21 protein-coding genes are annotated in these 17,548 nt (G+C 64.3%); 10 read left to right on the top strand and 11 right to left on the bottom strand.

Translation table 11 applies throughout. From position 1 onward, the window contains the following. Positions 1–5: 5 nt before the first annotated feature. The gene (locus ACFPWW_RS21285; protein ID WP_112568663.1) at positions 6–212 is read right to left on the bottom strand and encodes a hypothetical protein; all 207 of its coding nucleotides are present in this window, start codon (positions 210–212) and stop codon (positions 6–8) included. Between the two features lie 543 nt (positions 213–755). Between ACFPWW_RS21285 and ACFPWW_RS21280 the strand changes: the two genes are divergently transcribed. After that, positions 756–926: a hypothetical protein gene (locus ACFPWW_RS21280; RefSeq protein ID WP_377313153.1), complete on the top strand. Its 171-nt coding sequence runs from the start codon at positions 756–758 to the stop codon at positions 924–926. An 88-nt stretch (positions 927–1,014) separates the two neighbouring features. Here ACFPWW_RS21280 and ACFPWW_RS21275 read toward each other — a convergent pair whose 3' ends face one another. Then, positions 1,015–1,974 carry an NmrA/HSCARG family protein gene (locus ACFPWW_RS21275; RefSeq protein ID WP_377313152.1) on the bottom strand — a complete coding sequence of 320 codons (960 nt, stop codon included), beginning with the start codon at positions 1,972–1,974 and terminating at the stop codon, positions 1,015–1,017. A gap of 44 nt (positions 1,975–2,018) precedes the next feature. Between ACFPWW_RS21275 and ACFPWW_RS21270 the strand changes: the two genes are divergently transcribed. Continuing rightward, positions 2,019–2,438, top strand: coding sequence for a winged helix-turn-helix transcriptional regulator (locus ACFPWW_RS21270; RefSeq protein ID WP_377313151.1), 420 nt, complete (start codon positions 2,019–2,021; stop codon positions 2,436–2,438). Positions 2,439–2,557: 119 nt separating this feature from the next. Here the strand turns inward: ACFPWW_RS21270 and ACFPWW_RS21265 are convergent, their stop codons facing one another. Further along, positions 2,558–3,280 carry a helix-turn-helix transcriptional regulator gene (locus tag ACFPWW_RS21265; RefSeq protein ID WP_377313150.1) on the bottom strand — a complete coding sequence of 241 codons (723 nt, stop codon included), beginning with the start codon at positions 3,278–3,280 and terminating at the stop codon, positions 2,558–2,560. Between the two features lie 91 nt (positions 3,281–3,371). Here ACFPWW_RS21265 and ACFPWW_RS21260 point away from each other — a divergent pair, with 91 nt between their 5' ends. Beyond that, positions 3,372–3,770 (top strand): VOC family protein, encoded by a 399-nt coding sequence (locus tag ACFPWW_RS21260; RefSeq protein ID WP_377313149.1) that lies wholly within the window; start codon positions 3,372–3,374, stop codon positions 3,768–3,770. A gap of 82 nt (positions 3,771–3,852) precedes the next feature. Here the strand turns inward: ACFPWW_RS21260 and ACFPWW_RS21255 are convergent, their stop codons facing one another. Next, positions 3,853–4,401 (bottom strand): DUF1254 domain-containing protein, encoded by a 549-nt coding sequence (locus tag ACFPWW_RS21255; RefSeq protein WP_112568673.1) that lies wholly within the window; start codon positions 4,399–4,401, stop codon positions 3,853–3,855. After that, positions 4,394–4,981, bottom strand: a complete 588-nt coding sequence (locus tag ACFPWW_RS21250; protein ID WP_112568780.1) for a DUF1214 domain-containing protein — start codon at positions 4,979–4,981, stop codon at positions 4,394–4,396. The genes ACFPWW_RS21255 and ACFPWW_RS21250 overlap by 8 nt, the downstream gene beginning before the upstream one ends. A 150-nt stretch (positions 4,982–5,131) precedes the next feature. Here ACFPWW_RS21250 and ACFPWW_RS21245 point away from each other — a divergent pair, with 150 nt between their 5' ends. Next, positions 5,132–5,416 (top strand): type II toxin-antitoxin system RelE/ParE family toxin, encoded by a 285-nt coding sequence (locus tag ACFPWW_RS21245; protein WP_377313148.1) that lies wholly within the window; start codon positions 5,132–5,134, stop codon positions 5,414–5,416. After that, entirely contained in the window at positions 5,388–5,708 is a 321-nt protein-coding gene (locus ACFPWW_RS21240) for a HigA family addiction module antitoxin (protein WP_377313147.1), read from the top strand. The genes ACFPWW_RS21245 and ACFPWW_RS21240 overlap by 29 nt, the downstream gene beginning before the upstream one ends. 13 nt (positions 5,709–5,721) lie before the next feature. On the opposite strand, the gene ACFPWW_RS21235 is transcribed toward ACFPWW_RS21240, so the two are convergent. Then, positions 5,722–7,905 carry a transglycosylase domain-containing protein gene (locus tag ACFPWW_RS21235; RefSeq protein WP_112705426.1) on the bottom strand — a complete coding sequence of 728 codons (2,184 nt, stop codon included), beginning with the start codon at positions 7,903–7,905 and terminating at the stop codon, positions 5,722–5,724. A gap of 190 nt (positions 7,906–8,095) precedes the next feature. Between ACFPWW_RS21235 and ACFPWW_RS21230 the strand changes: the two genes are divergently transcribed. Continuing rightward, positions 8,096–8,581 carry a YcgN family cysteine cluster protein gene (locus tag ACFPWW_RS21230; RefSeq protein WP_112568681.1) on the top strand — a complete coding sequence of 162 codons (486 nt, stop codon included), beginning with the start codon at positions 8,096–8,098 and terminating at the stop codon, positions 8,579–8,581. A 3-nt stretch (positions 8,582–8,584) separates the two neighbouring features. Here ACFPWW_RS21230 and ACFPWW_RS21225 read toward each other — a convergent pair whose 3' ends face one another. Both ACFPWW_RS21225 and ACFPWW_RS21220 read right to left on the bottom strand, forming a co-directional pair. Further along, on the bottom strand, positions 8,585–10,093 hold the full coding sequence (locus ACFPWW_RS21225; RefSeq protein WP_112568683.1) for a mechanosensitive ion channel family protein: 1,509 nt from the start codon (positions 10,091–10,093) through the stop codon (positions 8,585–8,587). A 126-nt stretch (positions 10,094–10,219) separates the two neighbouring features. Then, positions 10,220–10,789, bottom strand: coding sequence for a TetR family transcriptional regulator (locus ACFPWW_RS21220; RefSeq protein WP_377313146.1), 570 nt, complete (start codon positions 10,787–10,789; stop codon positions 10,220–10,222). Positions 10,790–10,887: 98 nt separating this feature from the next. On the opposite strand from ACFPWW_RS21220, the gene ACFPWW_RS21215 reads away from it, so the two are divergent. Continuing rightward, entirely contained in the window at positions 10,888–11,802 is a 915-nt protein-coding gene (locus tag ACFPWW_RS21215) for an SDR family oxidoreductase (RefSeq protein WP_377313145.1), read from the top strand. A gap of 58 nt (positions 11,803–11,860) precedes the next feature. Continuing rightward, the gene (locus tag ACFPWW_RS21210) at positions 11,861–12,670 is read left to right on the top strand and encodes an endonuclease/exonuclease/phosphatase family protein (protein ID WP_377313144.1); all 810 of its coding nucleotides are present in this window, start codon (positions 11,861–11,863) and stop codon (positions 12,668–12,670) included. Positions 12,671–12,708: 38 nt separating this feature from the next. Here the strand turns inward: ACFPWW_RS21210 and ACFPWW_RS21205 are convergent, their stop codons facing one another. Next, positions 12,709–13,344 carry an aldolase gene (locus ACFPWW_RS21205; RefSeq protein WP_377313143.1) on the bottom strand — a complete coding sequence of 212 codons (636 nt, stop codon included), beginning with the start codon at positions 13,342–13,344 and terminating at the stop codon, positions 12,709–12,711. After that, positions 13,337–14,599, bottom strand: coding sequence for a 3-oxo-tetronate kinase (gene otnK / locus ACFPWW_RS21200; RefSeq protein ID WP_377313142.1), 1,263 nt, complete (start codon positions 14,597–14,599; stop codon positions 13,337–13,339). The genes ACFPWW_RS21205 and otnK overlap by 8 nt, the downstream gene beginning before the upstream one ends. A gap of 326 nt (positions 14,600–14,925) precedes the next feature. On the opposite strand from otnK, the gene ACFPWW_RS21195 reads away from it, so the two are divergent. After that, entirely contained in the window at positions 14,926–15,894 is a 969-nt protein-coding gene (locus tag ACFPWW_RS21195) for an acetylxylan esterase (RefSeq protein ID WP_377313141.1), read from the top strand. Continuing rightward, positions 15,891–16,619 (top strand): esterase family protein, encoded by a 729-nt coding sequence (locus tag ACFPWW_RS21190; RefSeq protein WP_377313140.1) that lies wholly within the window; start codon positions 15,891–15,893, stop codon positions 16,617–16,619. Before ACFPWW_RS21195 ends, ACFPWW_RS21190 begins: the two co-directional genes overlap by 4 nt. A gap of 22 nt (positions 16,620–16,641) precedes the next feature. Here the strand turns inward: ACFPWW_RS21190 and ACFPWW_RS21185 are convergent, their stop codons facing one another. Further along, complete coding sequence (locus ACFPWW_RS21185; RefSeq protein WP_112568784.1) at positions 16,642–17,547, bottom strand: S1C family serine protease; 906 nt, start codon at positions 17,545–17,547, stop codon at positions 16,642–16,644. Position 17,548: the final 1 nt, after the last annotated feature.

The following is a 17,548-nucleotide window of genomic DNA, read 5'->3' as shown; positions in this document are numbered from 1 at the left end:
AGAATCTAGAGACCCTTGCGGCCCCTCAGCGCCGACAGCAGCTTATCGTGACTGTCGTGGCCCGATTCGTAAAGGTCGAGCGCGGTCGAGGCGGCGAACTGCGCTTCGACGCTTCCGATGTCGATATGTTTTTCCGCGCACCAAGCATCCAGCGCGCCGCGCAATACATCCAGATCTTCCGGCGTGAATGCGGAACTATACAGAAAGGGCATGGGTTGCTCTCCGTCCGACGGCAAGAGCGCGTATGATCTCCCAAGCGGCCGACGCCTGAAAACTTTCGGCCGATGGGGGCAGAATACACGCAGCCGCCCCCGCCGCAATTAATATTTTTGTGACGTATATTTGCAACAGCGGCCCCGCAGCCGCCGATTCTGCGGGCATGTGCGATTAACTATATGAATTGTTTCTAATTTTATCCGGCCCCTTGCGGCCCTTCTTTTCTTGGCCGCGACTGAAACCAAACAACTGTTCTGCGCGTTATCTCAGCGTCGAGCAGACTGCTGAGAGCAGTGGCTGAATATTAGTAATCTGTTAACGGTCGTGTGTCTCAATTCGGACAGGAACGACGCGATTTGGAGAATACGGATCGTGGAAGCTCCGCAGCATCACGGTATTTCAGTCAGGTGCCGTGAGAAAGGCGCGAATGCCCTCGGTCCGGTCCACCCGGCGCCTGAGGACGCGCTGGCCCGCAGCATGGCGGGCAGGGTGAAATCCATCGCAAGTTCATCCGTCTCGGGCAGTGCATGGAGACGAGAATGGCAATTGTAGTCGCATTGGCGGATCGGCTGCGTGAGGAGCCGCGCCGCACGGGCAAGGAGCCCGGCGAAGCAAAAATCCTCTGGTTCACCGGCGTTCGTTACGAACGGATCGCCGAAACGTCCGACAAGAAACCGGCGCATTCTGCGCCGCGCGTCAAGAACAAGTAAGACACGAAAACAACCCTAGGTATTTGACCCCAGGCTTTGACGGCGCATTGTCGTCGCCGGCTCGGAGAGAGGCACCGTGGGACAGGTTCTACACGGCCGCGCCGGGCTTCCGCAGCACGGCACGGAGCGCGGCCCGGCCGCTGCCGGCAAGCCAGGACCGGAACGAGAGGAGTTCCGGATTGAGTTCGCGCATGAGGTTCAAATCGACGCGCTCGGCAAGCGGACCGTCTTCCAGGCTCGAAGCCATCTGCGCCAGGTCGGCATTAGCGGCCAGGACATCATCCGCAAACCGGGCATAAACGATGGGTTCGCCGGCAACCTGGGTGAAGGCGGCGGCCAAATCGTGGCCGGTCAATCTGTCGCCGGCAATTTTCATCGTCACGCCACCAAACCGGGCCGTGTCCGCGAAAGTCGCCGCAACGATTTTCCCTATGTCTTCCACCGCGATCAGCTGTATTGCGTGATCCGGCCGGATCAGAGAGAGCAGCCGTCGATCCTCGAGCCCGAAGCCGGGCCGAACGAGCATTTCCATGAAGATCATCGGTCGGACAATGGTGGCGGTGAGCGGTAGCTTACGGATATGCTCCTCGATACGCGGCTTGGCATCGAAGCGCGGAACGCCCGTCAATTTGTCACCGGCGCTCGCGCCCGAGGAATAGATGAAGTGATCGATCCGGCTCCTTGCGGCCAGATCGGCGATGGTCTTTCCGTAACGGACCTCGTCTTCCGCCGACAGATTGCCGGGCAGCACGCTGAAGACGCCAAATATGCCCTTCATCGCGTCCTCGATTGTCGCCGTCTCTTCGAATGACCCGCGCACCAGTTCCGCACCGGCTTGCTGCAGGGCAAGCGAGGCGGGCTTTGAAGGATCGGGCACAAGGGCTCGGACAGGCCATCCGGCTTTCAGTAGTGCCCTGGCAACGGATCCGCCCTGCCGGCCGGTGGCGCCGAAGACCAGAATCGGAAGTCGATCATGTGACATGGGATGCCCTCGTGTTGGACAAGGGCTATCCATATATACGGTTTTCGCCAGGCCGGAAGACGGCACATTCCTGAGCCTCGGGCACAAAAATGTATGTTTTGGAGAAGACGATGGTCAGCAATGCAGGAAACGAGACAAATGACGGCCGTCGCTTCAAGCCGTATCCGGCCAACGGCATTTGCGCAAAACTGGGTGACAAATGGACCGCTCAAGTGATCTGGCATCTGTCGCTCGCCAGCGGGCGAAGGCTTCGCTTCTCGGCTCTCCAGTCGGCGATCGACGGGATCACCCAGCGTATGTTGACGCTCAGCCTGCGGAACCTTGAGCGAGACGGGCTGGTGACGCGCCACTACTTTCCCGAGGTCCCCCCGCGCGTTGAATATGAATTGACCGATATGGGCGCGGAACTGTTGCGTGTACTTGAGGGCGTCAACACCTGGATATGGGATAATCTGCCGCGCATCGAGGAATGCAGGCGAATCTACGATCAGGGCGAACTGGCTGCGGAAGATAACGTCAAAGCAACGTGACGCCGCGCGGTGCATCCACGATGCACGAATTCGCGAGCGAAACCATTGCACGCGGGAGCAACGGACACCTGCGCCAATTGTTCTGACCGCGCAGAACCGCATGTACGAGAGGGTCGGGATCACTCTGGCTCGTCGGGCTGCGTGGCCGCCAGATCGGTCGTGACGCGGCGCCTCATCTCCTCCCATATCCGCAGCAGTTCGTGACGACGCCGTGGCGGTTTGCGCTCCAGAACCCTGATGTCGGACATGCGTTCGACGCGGAAATGGCGGATGGCTTCGCGCCGTTCGCACCAGGCGATCAGCAGGCAATGTACGTCATCGTAGCCTAGAAGGATCGGCCAGACGCAGCGCTGACCGGCCGCGCCTTCAAGCGTGCGGTAGGTGAAGGCCAGTACGCGTCCCCGCCGAAGCGCATCTCGCACCGGCGTTGTATCCAGCTTCTCCCGAGCGGCGGTGTCGACGGGACGTATGCCCAGCGTCGGCTGTTCCAGCACGAAACGGCTGCCTTCAGGCAATGCAAACCGGATCTTCGACAAGGCGTCCTGCGCTAGTCGGGCAAGTGCCTGATCCGGATGCTGAGCGACCCATTGCCCCCCGAGCGCGAGCGCCTCGGCCTCTTCCGGGCTCAGCGCCAACGGTGGCATCTCATAGTCGTCCGCCAGCAGGTATCCCAGGCCTGCCTCACCTTGTATCGGAACCCTCTGGCCGATCAATTCGGCAATATCCCGGTAGACCGTGCGCCGTGACACCTCGATCTCGGCCGCGATGGCCGCAGCCGTGATCGGCCGCGATGTGCGGCGCAGGATCTGGATGATCTGAAAAAGACGGTCGGCGCTGCGCATTCATTGACTCCTGTTGCCATAATGCTGGCAGCAGCATTCACCTACAAGGCTCCTGCTCCGATCATCGATCGGGTCGAAACAGGAGACCAAAATGAAATTCGCCTCTCTTCGCCTCATCGCGCAGGACATCAACCGCCTAGTCGCCTTCTACGAAATGCTCACGGGTCTAACGGCCGACTGGTTGGCCCCCGTCTTCGCCGAGATCGTGACGCCATCCGCGACCCTCGCCATTGGCAGCGCGGAGACCGTCGCTCTTTTCCAGGAGGGGACGGCCGAGCCAGGCGCCAACCGCACCGCCATCATCGAGTTGCAGGTGGCCGATCTGGAAGCGGAATTCGAAAGGCTGAAGGGACTTGTCGAGATTGTCCACCCGCCGAAGCTCTTGCCCTGGGGCAACCAGACCTTCCAGCTGCGCGATCCGGAGGGAACGCTGGTCAGCCTCTACATGCCGGTGACTGAACCGGCCAAGGCCCGTTTCGAAAACCGCTGAACTCCGGTTCTGAATTTCGGCAGTCCCGCTTTGGCGCATCCGGTGCGATAGCGGGGCGGTCATTCCTTGATCCTTATGGCGTCTAGCGGACGTCGAGTTCGTCGCAGCCCGCCCCGGTGAGGAAAGCGCGCGCGGCTTCGTCGAAGCTTGCCTGCGGCGCCAGCGTGCGCAGCACCGCATAACCTTCGGGATGCGTCATCTCCACCATGATCGTCTGCTGCAGGTCCTGCGGCAGGTTCTTGCGCAGGTCCGTCAGCTGGATCGGGCCGGCCGCCACGACGTCGAGCGCGCCGCCGACGGAGGTGCGGTCGTTCATGCTGAAGACCTCGTTGGAGGCGCTGTCGTAGATGGCGATCGACCAGAAGGGCACGTTGCCCTTGGCGGTGAAATGCACCGGCGCCTCGCCGACATCGAAGGAGCAGACGGCGGTGCGCACGAAAGGATCGCCATTGGCAAGCCCCGCCTCGTCGTAGCGGCCGGTCAGCAGGTAGAAATTGTTCGGATCGCCTTCCGCCTCCACCCGCGTCGCCGCGTCGCGCCCGGTGAAGTGCGGCAGCGCCAGAATAATGACGAGATGCAGCAGTGCCGCCCCGAAAAGCCCGGCCAGCAGCGCGAAGAACAGCCTAAGCATTGCCGCATCCGATCTTGGTCAGCTTCGGCATGGAAAGGTCGATCACGCCGGAACTGCCGGCCGTCGGCGTGTCGAACAGCGTCAGCACCAGCCGGAACGTGCCGGCCTGCGGCAGCGCCAGCCAGTTGCCGGGTGCCGCGCGCGTGGCGATGTCGATGGTGAAGCTGCTGTCCGGCTGGCGCAACACCGTCCACGAATTCAGCGCCGCCGGCAGGGTCTGCTGCAGCGAGGCGGGGTTGCCGGAATTGTCGGCGGTAAACAGCGTCCACAGCCGCGCCGGCGGCGTCTGGCCGACGATGCGGTAGCGGCAGGCGGCGTTCAGCCGCTCGCCGCTGTCGTCCACGCTGGCGGTAAAGGTCAGGCCCTCGGCGCTGCCGTAGAGCAGCTTGCCGGCGCGCGCCCGGTGCGATTTCGCATAGGGATCCGCATCGACGGTCTGGAGTTCCGGAAAGGCCTCCCAGGCGCCGAGCTTGATCGCCCCGAACCCTTGCGTCGCATCCAGCGCGTAAAGCGAGATCATGATGCCGCCGCCGAAGGCGACGATCAGCGTGACCAGGATGAAAAGGGGAAACCGAAACACCTTGCGCCCTTGAAGATCAAACTTGAAGATCAAATCAGTTGAAAGGGTTATCACTGATTCTGGCAGGGTGGAATGCCGTGAGGCGATGTGTCCCCGGCGCAAAAGGCTATAACGCCTTGCGTCATATGACACGGGGCGTTCTAAACACCCGTGATCGCGGGCTTCGCCGACGCCGGGACGGAACGAATCCGGAGCGGCGCAAGAAGCCGGAAATTGCCGCCCGATATCCAGGCCGTTGCGCTGCGCAAGCGGCGCCTGCTCAATCAGGCGAGGCGGGTGGACGATCTGCCCATACCGCCCGGACATTGGCTGGAAATCCTGAAGGGAAGCCGGCGCGGACGGTTTTCGATCCGCATCAACGATCAATGGCGCATCTGCTTCAACCGGGAAGGGGGGACGGCTCACCATGTCGAAATCGTCGATCATCACGACTGAAGACGCTCGTCTTGCGAATCCCCATCCGGGCGAGATCCTGCTGGAGGAGTTCCTGAAGCCGCTGAACCTCAGCCAGAACGCCCTGGCGCGCGCGATCCACGTGCCGCCGCGCCGTGTCAATGAAATCGTGCCGGGCAAGCGCAGCATCACGGCCGACAGCGACCTTCGGCTGGCCCGCTATTTCGGCCTGTCGGAAGGTTTCTTCCTCGGCCTCCAGGCCGATTACGATCTGATGGAAAGGCGCCGCGAGATCGGCGGCGATCTGGCGACGATCACCCCGCGGGCCGCCTGAACGGCCCGCATCCCTACTCGGCGCTCGCCACCTTCTGCACTTCGAGCGGCGCGGCATCCTTCAGCTTCTCGCCGATGCCTTTCAGGATGTTCGTCGATTGCACGGAGAGCATGCGCGGGCGGATCAGCGTCGGCACGCCGTCCTTCGGCTTGTTGGCCTGCGCCTTGGCGACGTCCTTTTCCGAGGGGAACGGGTTGTCGACGCCGGGAATGGCGCGCAGCGTCACGCCCTGATGGGCATAGTCCATGGCGCGCTTGAAGGTCATGGCGGGCAGCGAGCCGCCGGTCATGTTGTTGGTCGAGGTATAGTCGTCGTTGCCGAACCAGACGGCGCAGGTGTAGTTGCCGGTGAAGCCGACGAACCAGGCGTCGCGATAGGCCTGTGTCGTGCCGGTCTTGCCGGCGGTGAGGATGCCGTTGTCGAGCGCCGCCTTGCGCGCCGTGCCCACATAGGGCACGCGCGACAGCATCTGGTTCATGTAGGTATCGGCCTGTTCGGAAAGCACCCGCTGGGCGGGCGGCTCGTCACGGTCGAAATCGTAGAGAATGTCGCCGTCGTAATCGAGGATCTGCGTGATGCCGTGGCGGCGCGACTGGTAGCCGCCGGCCGGAAACACGGCATAGGCCGTCGCCTGGTCGAGCACCGTCACTTCCGACGTGCCGATCGGGATCGTCACGTCGTCGCGGATCGGCGTTTCCACGCCCATTGCCTTGGCCATGGCGCGGATCGGCTGGATGCCGAGCTTTTCCTTGGCGAGCCGCACCGGGATCGTGTTGATCGACTGGGCGATCGCGGTTTCCAGCGTGATGCGGCCGGCATAGCGGTTTTCGTAATTGTGCGGGCTCCAGTTGCCCCAGGAGATCGGCGCGTCGATGATCGTCGTCTTCGGCGTCATGCCGCTCTCCATGGCCACCGAATAGGTATAGACCTTGAAGGAGGAGCCCGGCTGGCGCAGCGCCTTGGTGGCGCGGTTGAACTGGCTCTCGCCGTAGTCGCGCCCGCCGACCATGGCGCGCACGGCGCCGCCATTCTCGATCATCACCATCGCGCCCTGCTTGGCGTGATAGGCCTCGCCATATTCGCGCAGCGACGTTTCGATGGAATCGTCGGCCGCCTGCTGGATGCCCATGTCGATCGTGGTGCGCACGATCAGCGAGCGCTGGTGGAAGCGCGGCGACAGGCGCTGCACCTCGTCGAATGCCCAGTCGAGGAAGAAGTCGGGCGATTCCACCTCGTTGCGGTCGACGACGGTGGCGGGATTGCGCCGCGCGGCGATCACCTGTCCCTCGGTCATCAGCCCGCTCTGCACGAGATTGGTCAGCACCTCGTTGGCGCGCGCGCGCGCCGCCGGCAGGTTCACATGCGGGGCATATTTGGCCGGCGCCTTGAACAGGCCGGCCAGCATGGCGGATTCGGCAAGGTTCACGTCGGTAATGTTCTTGCCGAAGTAAAATTGCGCCGCCGCCGCCGCTCCGAACGTGCCGCCGCCCATATAGGCGCGGTCGAGATAGGTGGCGAGGATCTCCTTCTTGGAGAGGTTGGCCTCCAGCCACAGCGCCAGGAAGGCCTCGGTGATCTTGCGGTCGATCGAGCGTTCGTTGGAAAGGAACAGGTTCTTGGCAAGCTGCTGCGTCAGCGTCGAGCCGCCCTGGACGACCTCGCCGGCCTGGGCGTTCGTCACCATGGCGCGGAACAGGCCGATCACGTCGATGCCGAAATGGTCGAAGAAGCGCCGGTCCTCGGTCGCCAGCACCGATTTGATCAGCGAATCCGGCAATTCGTCGATCGGCACGGAATTCTGGTGGATGACGCCGCGATGGCCGATGACGTTGCCGTAGCGGTCGAGGAAGGTGACGGCGAAATCGCCGCGGTTGCGCCAGTCTTCCTTGGTGGCCTCGAAGGCCGGCTGGGCGAGCGCCAGCATCAGCACCATGCCGACCGCGCCCAGCGACAGCCCTTCGCCGGCCAGTTCGAAAACCGCGCGTTTCCAGCCGCGCATGCGGAAGCGGCGGAAGAAGATGGTCGTGTCTTCCCAGATCTCGGCGGCGCGAAAACCGGCATTCCAGACAGTCGAATCGATCCACGAATCGATGCGCAGCAGCAGGTGGCGGTTTTTGCCTTCCCGCCTGCCTGGCGTCTTGCCTTGCCCGCCTTCGGGTTTATCTGTCCCACTATCGGGGTTGTCCGGGTCCTGCACGTCCTGTATTCCCGCCTGATCGCGCTCGGCGGCCGTTCTGAACCCGGACGCCGGAGCGGGGCCTGAAAGGGCCGCCTGACTCTCCGGTTAGCCGGAGCATGTTGAATAATTGGTTGATTTTGCGCACGAGAACAAGAGAGTTGAACGGTCGTCACGCGAATTTGCGGGCGGCTGTTGCAAGAAACGAACGATGAACGATCTGCCCTTCTGGAAGCGCAAGACGCTTGCCGAAATGAATGCCGAGGAATGGGAAAGCCTGTGCGACGGCTGCGGCCTCTGTTGCCTCAACAAGATCGAGGAATGGGATACCGGCGACGTCTATTTCACCTCGATCCGCTGCAAGCTGCTCGACAGCGAAAGCTGTCGCTGTTCCAGCTATGCCAACCGCTGGGATTTCGTGCCCGACTGCGTGCAGCTGACCAAGGAAAACGTGCCCGAGATCGAATGGCTGCCGCCGACCTGCGGCTATCGCCTCGTCAATGAGGGCCGCGATCTCTACTGGTGGCATCCGCTCGTCTCGGGCGATCCCGAGACCGTCCACCTTGCCGGCATTTCCGCCCGCGGCCGCACCGTCAGCGAAAACGATGTCGATCTCGACGACTTCGAGGATTATGTCGTCGACTGGCCATTGACGGTCGGGGACGATGCCGGGGAGCCGGTGGAAAAGGCGGGCTGACGGTTACTGCCAGCTGCTGTGCGGGATCTGGAACAGGTGCCGGATGCGCGTCGAAAGCGTCGTCGGGTGGCTGGCTTCGGCCGACACGCCGGCGCTGAAATGGTGTTTTTCGGCTTCGATCCGCCGCGACAGCAAGAGGCCGAGTTCTTCGGCCAGCGCCGGCCGCTCCTGCATGATCGCCGCCAGGTGATCCTTGGCGATCTCGTAGACCACGACGGATGTGAGCGCGCGGATATTGGCCGGCTCCAGCGCCCCCATCAGCACGCCGCGTTCGCCGAAGAGATCGCCGGGCGCGATCCTGGCGAGCTCGATCGTCTCGCCGCCTTCCTTGCGCTCCACCACGGCAACGCCGCGCCGCACGATCATCAGCGAGGTCAGCGACGTATCCTGCGTCGCGATCAGCGCGTCCTTGCGGAAGCTCAGCCGCTTCATGTCGGCCGCCAGCGATTCCTTCTCGTCTTCCGTCAGCGTCGAGAAGAGCGGGATGGCGTTGAGCAGCCGCCAGGCGGAATTCGGATGTTTGCCCGCCGCCTCCGCCGGATCGGCAACGGGGGCGGCCGGCGACCCGGCGGGCGAGGCCAGCTGCAGCCCCGCCGCCTTGGCATGACGATAGATGAGATCGTAGATCTCGTTGCGGGCGGCGGTCGCCTCGCCGAGCCCGGAAACGCGGAACGAAAGCTCGAACTCGACGGCATTGCTGTCGAGCCCGGTGACGCTGACGACGGGGGCGGGCGATTTCAGGATGGCGTTGCTGCTGAGCAGCACGGCGCGCATCGTCTCCTCGATCGCCGCCGGCGTGTTCGACGGCACCAGCCGGATCTTCAGCGAGACGCCGTGCGCTTCCTCGGGACTCGTCAGGTTCGTCAGCCGCGCCTTGGCGAGCGCGCTGTTCGGCACGATGACGAGGTCGTTGGTGCCGTTCAGAAGGTGGGTGGAGCGCCAGTTCGTCTCCACCACGCGGCCCTGCACGCCGTCGTCGAGGACGATCCAGTCGCCGACGCTGTAATGCCGCCCGAGATTGAGCGCGATGCCCGAGAACACGTCGTTCAGCGTGCTCTGCAGCGCAAGGCCGAGCACGATGGCGAAGACGCCCGACGTGGCGATCAGCGTGCCGACCGGGACGTCGAAGACATAGGACACGACCGACAGCGCCGCGCCGACATAGATGATCGCCACGAGCAGGTCCTGCAGCAGCCGCCCTTCGCGCGGTATGCGCTCGAAGATCAGGAAGAGCCGCACCGAGCTTGCCAGCACCATCGCCCCGCCGATCCACCAGACGGCCTTGGCGATCCCGACGAAGACGCGCCGGAACAGGTCCTGGGCCTCGCCCATGTCCGACGTATAGGGCGCGATCTTGTGCTTGACGAGCAGCGAGGTCAGCAGCGCGAAGAAGAAGATGTTGGCGATCAGCCGGAAGGTCGGGTTTCGCCTGAAGATGAATTGTGCCGCCGCGCTGAACAATACGAGGACGACGAACTGGAACAGCGGATCTTCCAGCATTGGCGATGACATGCATCCGTTCCTGGTTGGAGCCTCTGCCGCTATATCACGAATGCGCAAGGCCTGTCCCGGACACGAACGTATAGGTTGCCGGGCCGACCGGCCCGGTCGCGAACGGGCGGAAACCCGCGGCAGGCCCTAGTTTGGCCGGGGTTCAAGCGCGGCGAGAAAGAGCCGCAACTCCCGTTCTACGCAATCGGCAACCGCGCCCTCGGACGAAAAGCCCCACCACAGAAGCGACCCCTGCCATTGCGAAAGCATCAGCCGGGCAATGGTCCGCGCCTGCGCCGTCCCCTCGAAGCGCGCGGCCAGCGCCTCCGTCAGCGCCGCACCCCAGGCCGCACCTCGGGCGCGCAGCACCGGATCGCGGAAATCCTCGCGCAGCAGCAGCAGGCCTTCCGCATAGGAGGCGGGATTGTCGCCATAGTCCTGCGAAAGGCCGCTCAGCAGGGCAATCGCCCCGTCCGCTGTCTTCGGCAGTGTCGCGGCAAGCAGCGCCGTCTGCGCGTCCAGCCGGTCCCAGGCATGGAGCAGGGCGGCGCGCAGCATGCCGGCCTTGGTGGCGAAGCGCTGCACCAGCGTCGAACCGGAAAGGCCGCTCGCCCTGGCGACCGCCGCAAAGGTGGCCGCATCCGGCCCCTCGGACTGGATCACGTCGAGAACCATCGACAGCAGCTGTTCGTCGGAAAGCGTGCGCGGGCGCGGCATGAAATCTCCTCTTGCTTTCGCTGTATTTATGAACGAACATTCGTTTATATACAAGTTCGCCGGTTCGGCGGGATGTTTTTAGCGGGGAGGACAGCGAAGTGACAGTGGACCTGAAGGGAAAGGTGGCGCTTGTTGCCGGCGCAACGCGCGGGGCAGGGCGCGGCATCGCCGTGGAACTGGGCGCGGCGGGTGCGACCGTCTATGTGACCGGCCGCACCACCCGCACGCAGCAATCCGAATATGGCCGGCCGGAAACGATCGAGGACACCGCCGAACTGGTAAACGCGGCCGGCGGCCGCGGCATCGCCGTGCAGGTGGATCATCTGGTGCCCGAACAGGTGGAGGCGCTGGTTGAGCGCATCCGCGCCGAAGAGGGCAGGCTCGATATCCTCGTCAACGATATCTGGGGCGGCGAGCACCTGACGGAATGGGACAAGCCGGTCTGGGAACATTCGCTCGACAAGGGCCTGCGCATGCTGCGGCTTGCGCTCGACACCCATTTCATCACCGCCCGTTACGCTCTGGCGCTGATGATCGAACGGCCGGGCGGCCTGCTGGTGGAGATGACCGACGGCACGGCGGATTATAACGCCACCCATTACCGGCTCTGCCCCTATTACGATCTGGTCAAGACGGGCACGAACCGCATGGCCTGGGCGCATGCCAGGGATCTGGCGCCGCACGGCGCCACCGCCGTCTCGCTGTCGCCGGGCTGGATGCGCTCGGAAATGATGCTCGAAATCTTCGGCGTGACGGAGGAGAACTGGCGCGAGGGCGCAAAGGTCCAGCCGCATTTCGTCATCTCGGAAACGCCGCGTTTCACCGGCCGGGCGGTCGCCGCACTCGCCGCCGATCCCGACCGCGGCCGGTGGAACGGCCAGTCGCTCTCCAGCTTCCAGCTGGCCGAGGCCTACGGCTTCACCGATCTCGACGGCACCCGGCCGGATTGCTGGCGCTACCTCGCCGAGGTGCAGGAACCCGGCAGGCCGGCCGACGATACCGGCTATCGCTGATGCTCCATGAGGCATCCGCAGGCGAATCTGCTAGTCTCCCGCCCGAAAGGGAGTCTGCATGTCTCTGCGTATCGTTTCGTTGAATGCCTGGGGCGGCAGCGTCCACGCGCCGCTGATCGATTATCTTGCAACGGCCGATGCCGATGTCTTCTGCCTGCAGGAAGTGGTGCGCTCGGCTGCCGATGCGCCGCACTGGCTGGAATATCGCGACGGCGGCATCGTGCTGCCGCAGCGCGCCCATCTCTGTGACGAGATCGCCGCCGTCCTTCCGGATCACGACGGCTATTTCTGCCCGTTTGCGCGCGGCGATCTCTACCACGGCGCGAGGGCCTGCCCGACCGAATTCGGCATCGCTACCTTCGTGCGCAGGTCATACCCGGTGATCGGCCAGGCGGCGGATTTCATCCACGGTCGTTTTTCGCCCGACGGCTGGGGCGAGCATCCGCGCTCGCGCAACGCCCATTGCATCCGCCTGTTCGATTGCGCCGGCGGCTTTTCGCTCACCATCGCCCAGCTGCACGGCCTGCGCGATCCCGCCGGCAAGGGCGATATTCCCGCCCGCCACGCCCAGGCCGACGCGCTGGTCGAGCTGATCGAGCGCCTCTGGCCGGGTGACGAGCGCCTCGTCGTCTGCGGCGATTTCAACGTGCTGCCCGACAGCATAACCTTTGAAAAGCTCGGCCGCCTCGGCCTCGACGATCTCGTCACCGGCCGGGGTTTTACCGATACCCGCACCTCGCTCTATCCGAAGGAAGGTCGCTTTGCCGATTACATGCTGGTGACGCCGCAGGTTACGGTGGAGCGTTTCGAAGTGGTGGAAGCGCCCGAGGTTTTCGATCACCGGGCGCTGCTGATCGAGCTTGCCTGAACTATTCCGGCAGGTGCGCGGCGGCCCTGCCTCCGCAATCAACGCAGCTTGAAGTGCTTTTCGAGATCGGCGATCTGCGCGCCGTTCAGATGCCGCACTTTCATGCCGCGGGTGATGATCGAAAGCTTGGCCGCCTCTTCCAGCTCTTCGATGGCGAAGACGGCCGAATCGAGCGTGGCGGCCGAAACGATCGGCCCGTGGTTTTCCAGAAGCACGGCGCTGTGTTCGCCGGCGATTTGCGCAATCAGCGGCTTCACGTCCGCCGAGCCCGGCCGCGTATAGGGCACGACCGGCACCTTGCCGACGCGCATGACGACATAGGGCGTCAGCGGCGCAATGGCGTCGCTTGGGTCGGTATCGGCAAGGCAGGAAAGGGCGGTCGCATAGGTGGAATGCAGATGCACGACGGCGCCGGTCTGCGGCCGCTTTTCGTAGAAGGAGAAATGCAGCGGCAGTTCCTTGGTCGGCGCATCGCCCGAAACGTGCCTGCCGTCGCCGTCGAGCTTCGACAGGCGCTCGGCATCGAGAAAGCCCAGGCAGGAATTGGTCGGCGTCGCCAGATAACCGTCCGCCGTCTTCATCGAGATATTGCCCGAAGAGCCGGCCGTAAGCCCCCGCTCGAACAGCGATTTTCCCCAGCGGACGATGGCTTGGCGCAATTCTGTCTCATTCATGGCCGGCAATCCTGTCGAGAGCCTTGGCGAAAAAGTCGGGCGATCCGAAATTGCCGCTCTTCAGCGCCAGCCCGAGCGGCCGCATCGGCCGGCCGCGCTCGGAGACGAGAACCGGCACGCCGGGATCGATCTCTGCGCCGATCGTCATCTGCTTGAGGCCGAGCGCCTCGACGACCGCGCCCGAGGTCTCGCCGCCGCCGACGACGATCTGGCGCGTGCCGGAATCCGCAAGCCGCCTGGCAAGGCTGCCGAAGAAATCTTCGAGGATCCTTGCCGATTCCTCGCGGCCGAAGCGCTGCTGCACGAAGCTGACGACATCGGGCGAGGTGGTGGAATAGACGATCGGATTGTCGGCCGCGTTGGCGGCCACCCAGCGGGCGGCGTGCTCCACCGACATGGAGCCGCGCACGATGGCGGCCGGATCGATGGAAAGGCCGGGATGGTTCTGCAGGTGGCAGGCGACCTGGTTCTGCGAGGCGAGCGAGCAGGAGCCGCAGAGAATGACGCCGGGGCCGTCGACGGCCGGCACGTCGGGCGGAAGGTCCGACAGTTTGCCGCGCATGGCGAAATTGCGCGCCAGCCCCTGCGCCAGGCCCGATCCGCCCGTCACCAGCGCATGGTCGACGACCGCTTCGCCGATGGTCAGGAGGTCGGCATCCTCGATGGCGTCGACGACGACGAGGCGGTTGCCGTCGGTCAGCTCGTCGCGCAACCGGCTGCGGATGGCGGCGGAGCCCTCGCGCACCGTATCGAGCGTGATGCTGCCGACGCCGCCGCGCGTCTGCAGGCGCAGCCAGCGGCGGATATCCGGATCGGTCATCGGCGTCAGCGGATGGTTCTCCATGCCGGATTCGTTCAGCAGCTTGTCCTTGACGAAGAGGTGGCCCATGAAGACCCGCCGGCCGGTTGCCGGAAAGGCCGGACAGACCACGGTCACGTTGGCGCCCGTCAGCCGCTGCAGCGCTTCGGCGACGGGGCCGATATTGCCCTCGGGCGTGGAATCGAAGGTCGAGCAATATTTGAAGAAGATCTGCTCGCAGCCCTGGTCGAGCAGCCAGCGCGCCGCGTCCATCGATTGCCACACGGCATCCTCGGCCGAAATCGAGCGCGTCTTCAGCGCCACGACGCCGGCTTCGCAATTCACCTTGCCGCGGCCGGGGCCGACGAACTGCATCGTCGACATGCCGCCGCGGGCAAGGGTATTGGCAAGATCGCTGGCGCCGGTGAAATCGTCGGCAATGGCTCCAAGCAGCATGTCAGGCAGGCTCCGGCAGTCTGTTGTTCAATGCGTCCTCGATGCGGACGCGGATAATGTCGTCAAGGCATGTCCCGGCTGTGAAGCCGAACGCAAGAGCGCGGCCGCGCCGATCACAAGGATTTTCATTTGAAACGGTCCCTCCGACCGGTGAAACGAACGCAGACCAGGATATGCCGCCGCCCGAGTCGGCTCCGGCGGCGCCTGACAGTTAAGACCAGCCGGGCAGGGCTGTCACGCAATTTCGGCCGCAGCCGCCGGTTTGACTGTGGCTGGAACCGGCCGCGGGCCTTGCGACGGCCGCCGTTTCGCGGCAACAGAAGCGCATGAGCATCCCGACAGACCATCCTTTCGACTTCGACCCCACCTACGGCATGACGCTGGCCGGGCTGCAGGCGATCCGCCCGCCGCAAGCCCCGCCGGGCTTCGATGCCTTCTGGCAGAAACGGTATGGCCGGGCGCTCGCGGTCCGGCCCGAGCCGCGCCTGAGCCCGGGCGGCGATGCCCATGCGGACTGGCAGGTGCGCGATATCGCCTACACCTCCACCGACGGCATCGCCATCGGCGGCTGGCTGCTGACGCCCCGCAACGGGCAAGTCCGGCGCGGCCTGGTCGTCGGCCACGGTTACGGCGGCCGCGACCAGCCGGAATTCGACCTGCCGGTGGAGGAGACGGCCATCCTCTTTCCCTGTCTGCGCGGCATGCCCTCGCGCAGCATCCACCCGCCGATCTCGCCGGACGCCCCCTGGCACGTGCTGCACGAGATCGACGATCCCGACCGTTACGTCATCGGCGGCTGCGTCGAGGATGTCTGGGTCGCGGTTTCCGCCCTGCTTGCGCTCTATCCGGCCATCGACGGCCATATCGGCTATAGCGGCATCAGCTTCGGCGGCGGCATCGGCGCGCTTGCCATTGCCTTCGACGGCCGGATCAGGCGCGGCCATCTGACGGTGCCGACCTTCGGCGACCGCAAGCGCTGGCTGACATTGCCGACCGTCGGCAGCGCTCATTCGGTGCAGGAATACGCAAAGACCCATCCCGATGTCTTTGAAAAGCTGCGCCTTTTCGATGCCGCAACGGCGGCGGCCCGCATCGGCGTGCCGATGCTGGCGGCCGTCGCACGCTTCGATCCGGCAGTGGCGCCTCCCTGTCAGTTCGCCGTGGCGAACGCTCTGCCGAAGTCAAAATTTAACGAAATCTTCATCCTGGACGCCGGCCATTTCGACTATGCTGATAGTGCGGTGCAGCAGACTGCGCTGCGCGAGCGAGTCGGGCGGTTTTTCAGGGGTCTATGAACCGAGAATATCTGCGCTGGTACAGCGATCGGCTCCATCGTGACATGGAGCTTCTGGTGTTCGGACATGCCGGCGCCAAAGTCCTGATGTTCCCAACGCGGGAAGGGCGCTTTTGGGAATATGAACATCTCGGCATCGTCGCCAGCCTCGCCGAAAAGCTTGAGGCCGGGCAGCTGCAGCTCTTCTGCATCGAGGGCCTTGCCAGCGAGACCTTCTACGATTTCGCCCGCCACCCGGCCGAGCGCATCCGCCGCCATGTCGCGTTCGAGGAATATGTGCTGAACGAGGTCCTGCCGTTGATGGAAAGCCGCAACGGCCACGAATGCACCATCGTCCACGGCTGCAGCCTCGGTGCCTTCCAGGCCGCCAGCCTCGTCTTCCGCCACCCGCATCTCTTCCGCAAGCTGGTGGCCTTTTCCGGCCGTTACGACCTGACGATGAAGGTCGAATCCTTTTCCGATCTCTTCGAGGGCTATTACGACGAAACGGTCTATTTCCACATGCCGACGCATTTCCTGCCGGGGCTCACCGCCGACTGGCGGCTGGAGAAGCTGCGGCAGGTCGATATCGTGCTGACCATCGGCAACGACGACCCCTTCCTCGACAACAACCGCCACCTCAGCCGCCTGCTCGCGGAAAAGGGCGTCGGCCACCAGCTGCATTTCTGGGACGGCAGGGCGCACCGCGCCGGCGCCTGGCGGCGGATGGCGCCGCTTTACATCTAGGATGCCGGCAAGGACGCCGGCACTATTGCATCAGCGGCTTCTTGAGAAAACTGTTGCGGTCGGCGGATTTGATGCGCAGCCAGGCCTCGCGGCCGTTGCGCAGCACGCGCATCGGGATTTCCGCGCCCGCCGGGCCGCTCTTCCAGACCTTGCGGTAGAAATCGGCAAGCCCGTCCACTTCGCCGTCGCGAATTTCCGAAATCACGTCGCCCTGCTGCAGGCCGGCCTGCGCGGCGGGGCTGCCCTTGGCAACGCTCATCACCACCACTTCGCCGTTGCTTTCGGCCGAGAAGGCGCCGAGCCAGGGGCGGGGCGGGCGGTCGATCTGGCCGCGGTTGAGCAGGTCGTCGAGGATCGGCGGCAGAAGGTTGATCGGCACGACCATGTTGATGTCGGCCACCTCGTCGCCCTGCACCATCTGCAGGCGCAGCGAGCCGATGCCGAGCAGCTTGCCGTCGTCGCTGACGAGTGCCGCACCGCCCCAGGAGGGGTGTGCGGGGGCGATGAAGATCGCCTCGTCGAGCAGATATTCCCAATAGCCGGCAAATTCCTGCTTGGCGACGATATGGGCCTGCACGAATTCGCCGAGCCCGTCGGCGAAGATGACGGCATCGCCGACCCTGGTCTTGACCTTGTCGCCGATTTCGAGCGCCGGCAGGTCGAGAGGCGCCAGCGACTGGATGAGGCCGAAGCCGGTTTCCTGGTCGTAGGCCAGCGCATGGCCGGGCACGACCTTGCCGTCATGGCGCGTCAGCCAGATTTCGTCTGCTTCGGTAATCAGGTAGCCGATGGTCAGCACCAGCCCGTTTTCCCTGATGACGACGCCGCTTCCTTCCCGGCGGGTGCCCAGCGTGTTCGCGGTAAAGGCATCTTCGGGGATGGAGGCGCGAACGGCCACAACTGACCGTAAAATCCTGTCGATATTCATG

The sequence above is a fragment of the Rhizobium sp. GCM10022189 genome (genome assembly GCF_042656325.1).
Taxonomy (GTDB): domain Bacteria; phylum Pseudomonadota; class Alphaproteobacteria; order Rhizobiales; family Rhizobiaceae; genus Rhizobium.
The sequence above is the reverse complement of the archived record's forward strand: the minus strand, read 5'-3'. Positions and strand labels throughout refer to the sequence as shown.

Excerpts from the sequence above, each read along its gene's own strand:
- ACFPWW_RS21195 (WP_377313141.1), top strand. The coding sequence starts at position 14,926 with ATGAGCATCCCGACAGACCATCCTTTCGACTTCGACCCCACCTACGGC.
- otnK (WP_377313142.1), bottom strand. The coding sequence starts at position 14,599 with ATGCTGCTTGGAGCCATTGCCGACGATTTCACCGGCGCCAGCGATCTT.
- ACFPWW_RS21265 (WP_377313150.1), bottom strand. The coding sequence starts at position 3,280 with ATGCGCAGCGCCGACCGTCTTTTTCAGATCATCCAGATCCTGCGCCGC.
- ACFPWW_RS21230 (WP_112568681.1), top strand. The coding sequence starts at position 8,096 with ATGAACGATCTGCCCTTCTGGAAGCGCAAGACGCTTGCCGAAATGAAT.
- ACFPWW_RS21255 (WP_112568673.1), bottom strand. The coding sequence starts at position 4,401 with ATGCTTAGGCTGTTCTTCGCGCTGCTGGCCGGGCTTTTCGGGGCGGCA.
- ACFPWW_RS21285 (WP_112568663.1), bottom strand. The coding sequence starts at position 212 with ATGCCCTTTCTGTATAGTTCCGCATTCACGCCGGAAGATCTGGATGTA.
- ACFPWW_RS21260 (WP_377313149.1), top strand. The coding sequence starts at position 3,372 with ATGAAATTCGCCTCTCTTCGCCTCATCGCGCAGGACATCAACCGCCTA.
- ACFPWW_RS21240 (WP_377313147.1), top strand. The coding sequence starts at position 5,388 with ATGTCGAAATCGTCGATCATCACGACTGAAGACGCTCGTCTTGCGAAT.
- ACFPWW_RS21270 (WP_377313151.1), top strand. The coding sequence starts at position 2,019 with ATGGTCAGCAATGCAGGAAACGAGACAAATGACGGCCGTCGCTTCAAG.
- ACFPWW_RS21280 (WP_377313153.1), top strand. The coding sequence starts at position 756 with ATGGCAATTGTAGTCGCATTGGCGGATCGGCTGCGTGAGGAGCCGCGC.
- ACFPWW_RS21205 (WP_377313143.1), bottom strand. The coding sequence starts at position 13,344 with ATGAATGAGACAGAATTGCGCCAAGCCATCGTCCGCTGGGGAAAATCG.
- ACFPWW_RS21190 (WP_377313140.1), top strand. The coding sequence starts at position 15,891 with ATGAACCGAGAATATCTGCGCTGGTACAGCGATCGGCTCCATCGTGAC.
- ACFPWW_RS21220 (WP_377313146.1), bottom strand. The coding sequence starts at position 10,789 with ATGCCGCGCCCGCGCACGCTTTCCGACGAACAGCTGCTGTCGATGGTT.
- ACFPWW_RS21210 (WP_377313144.1), top strand. The coding sequence starts at position 11,861 with ATGTCTCTGCGTATCGTTTCGTTGAATGCCTGGGGCGGCAGCGTCCAC.
- ACFPWW_RS21225 (WP_112568683.1), bottom strand. The coding sequence starts at position 10,093 with ATGTCATCGCCAATGCTGGAAGATCCGCTGTTCCAGTTCGTCGTCCTC.
- ACFPWW_RS21185 (WP_112568784.1), bottom strand. The coding sequence starts at position 17,547 with ATGAATATCGACAGGATTTTACGGTCAGTTGTGGCCGTTCGCGCCTCC.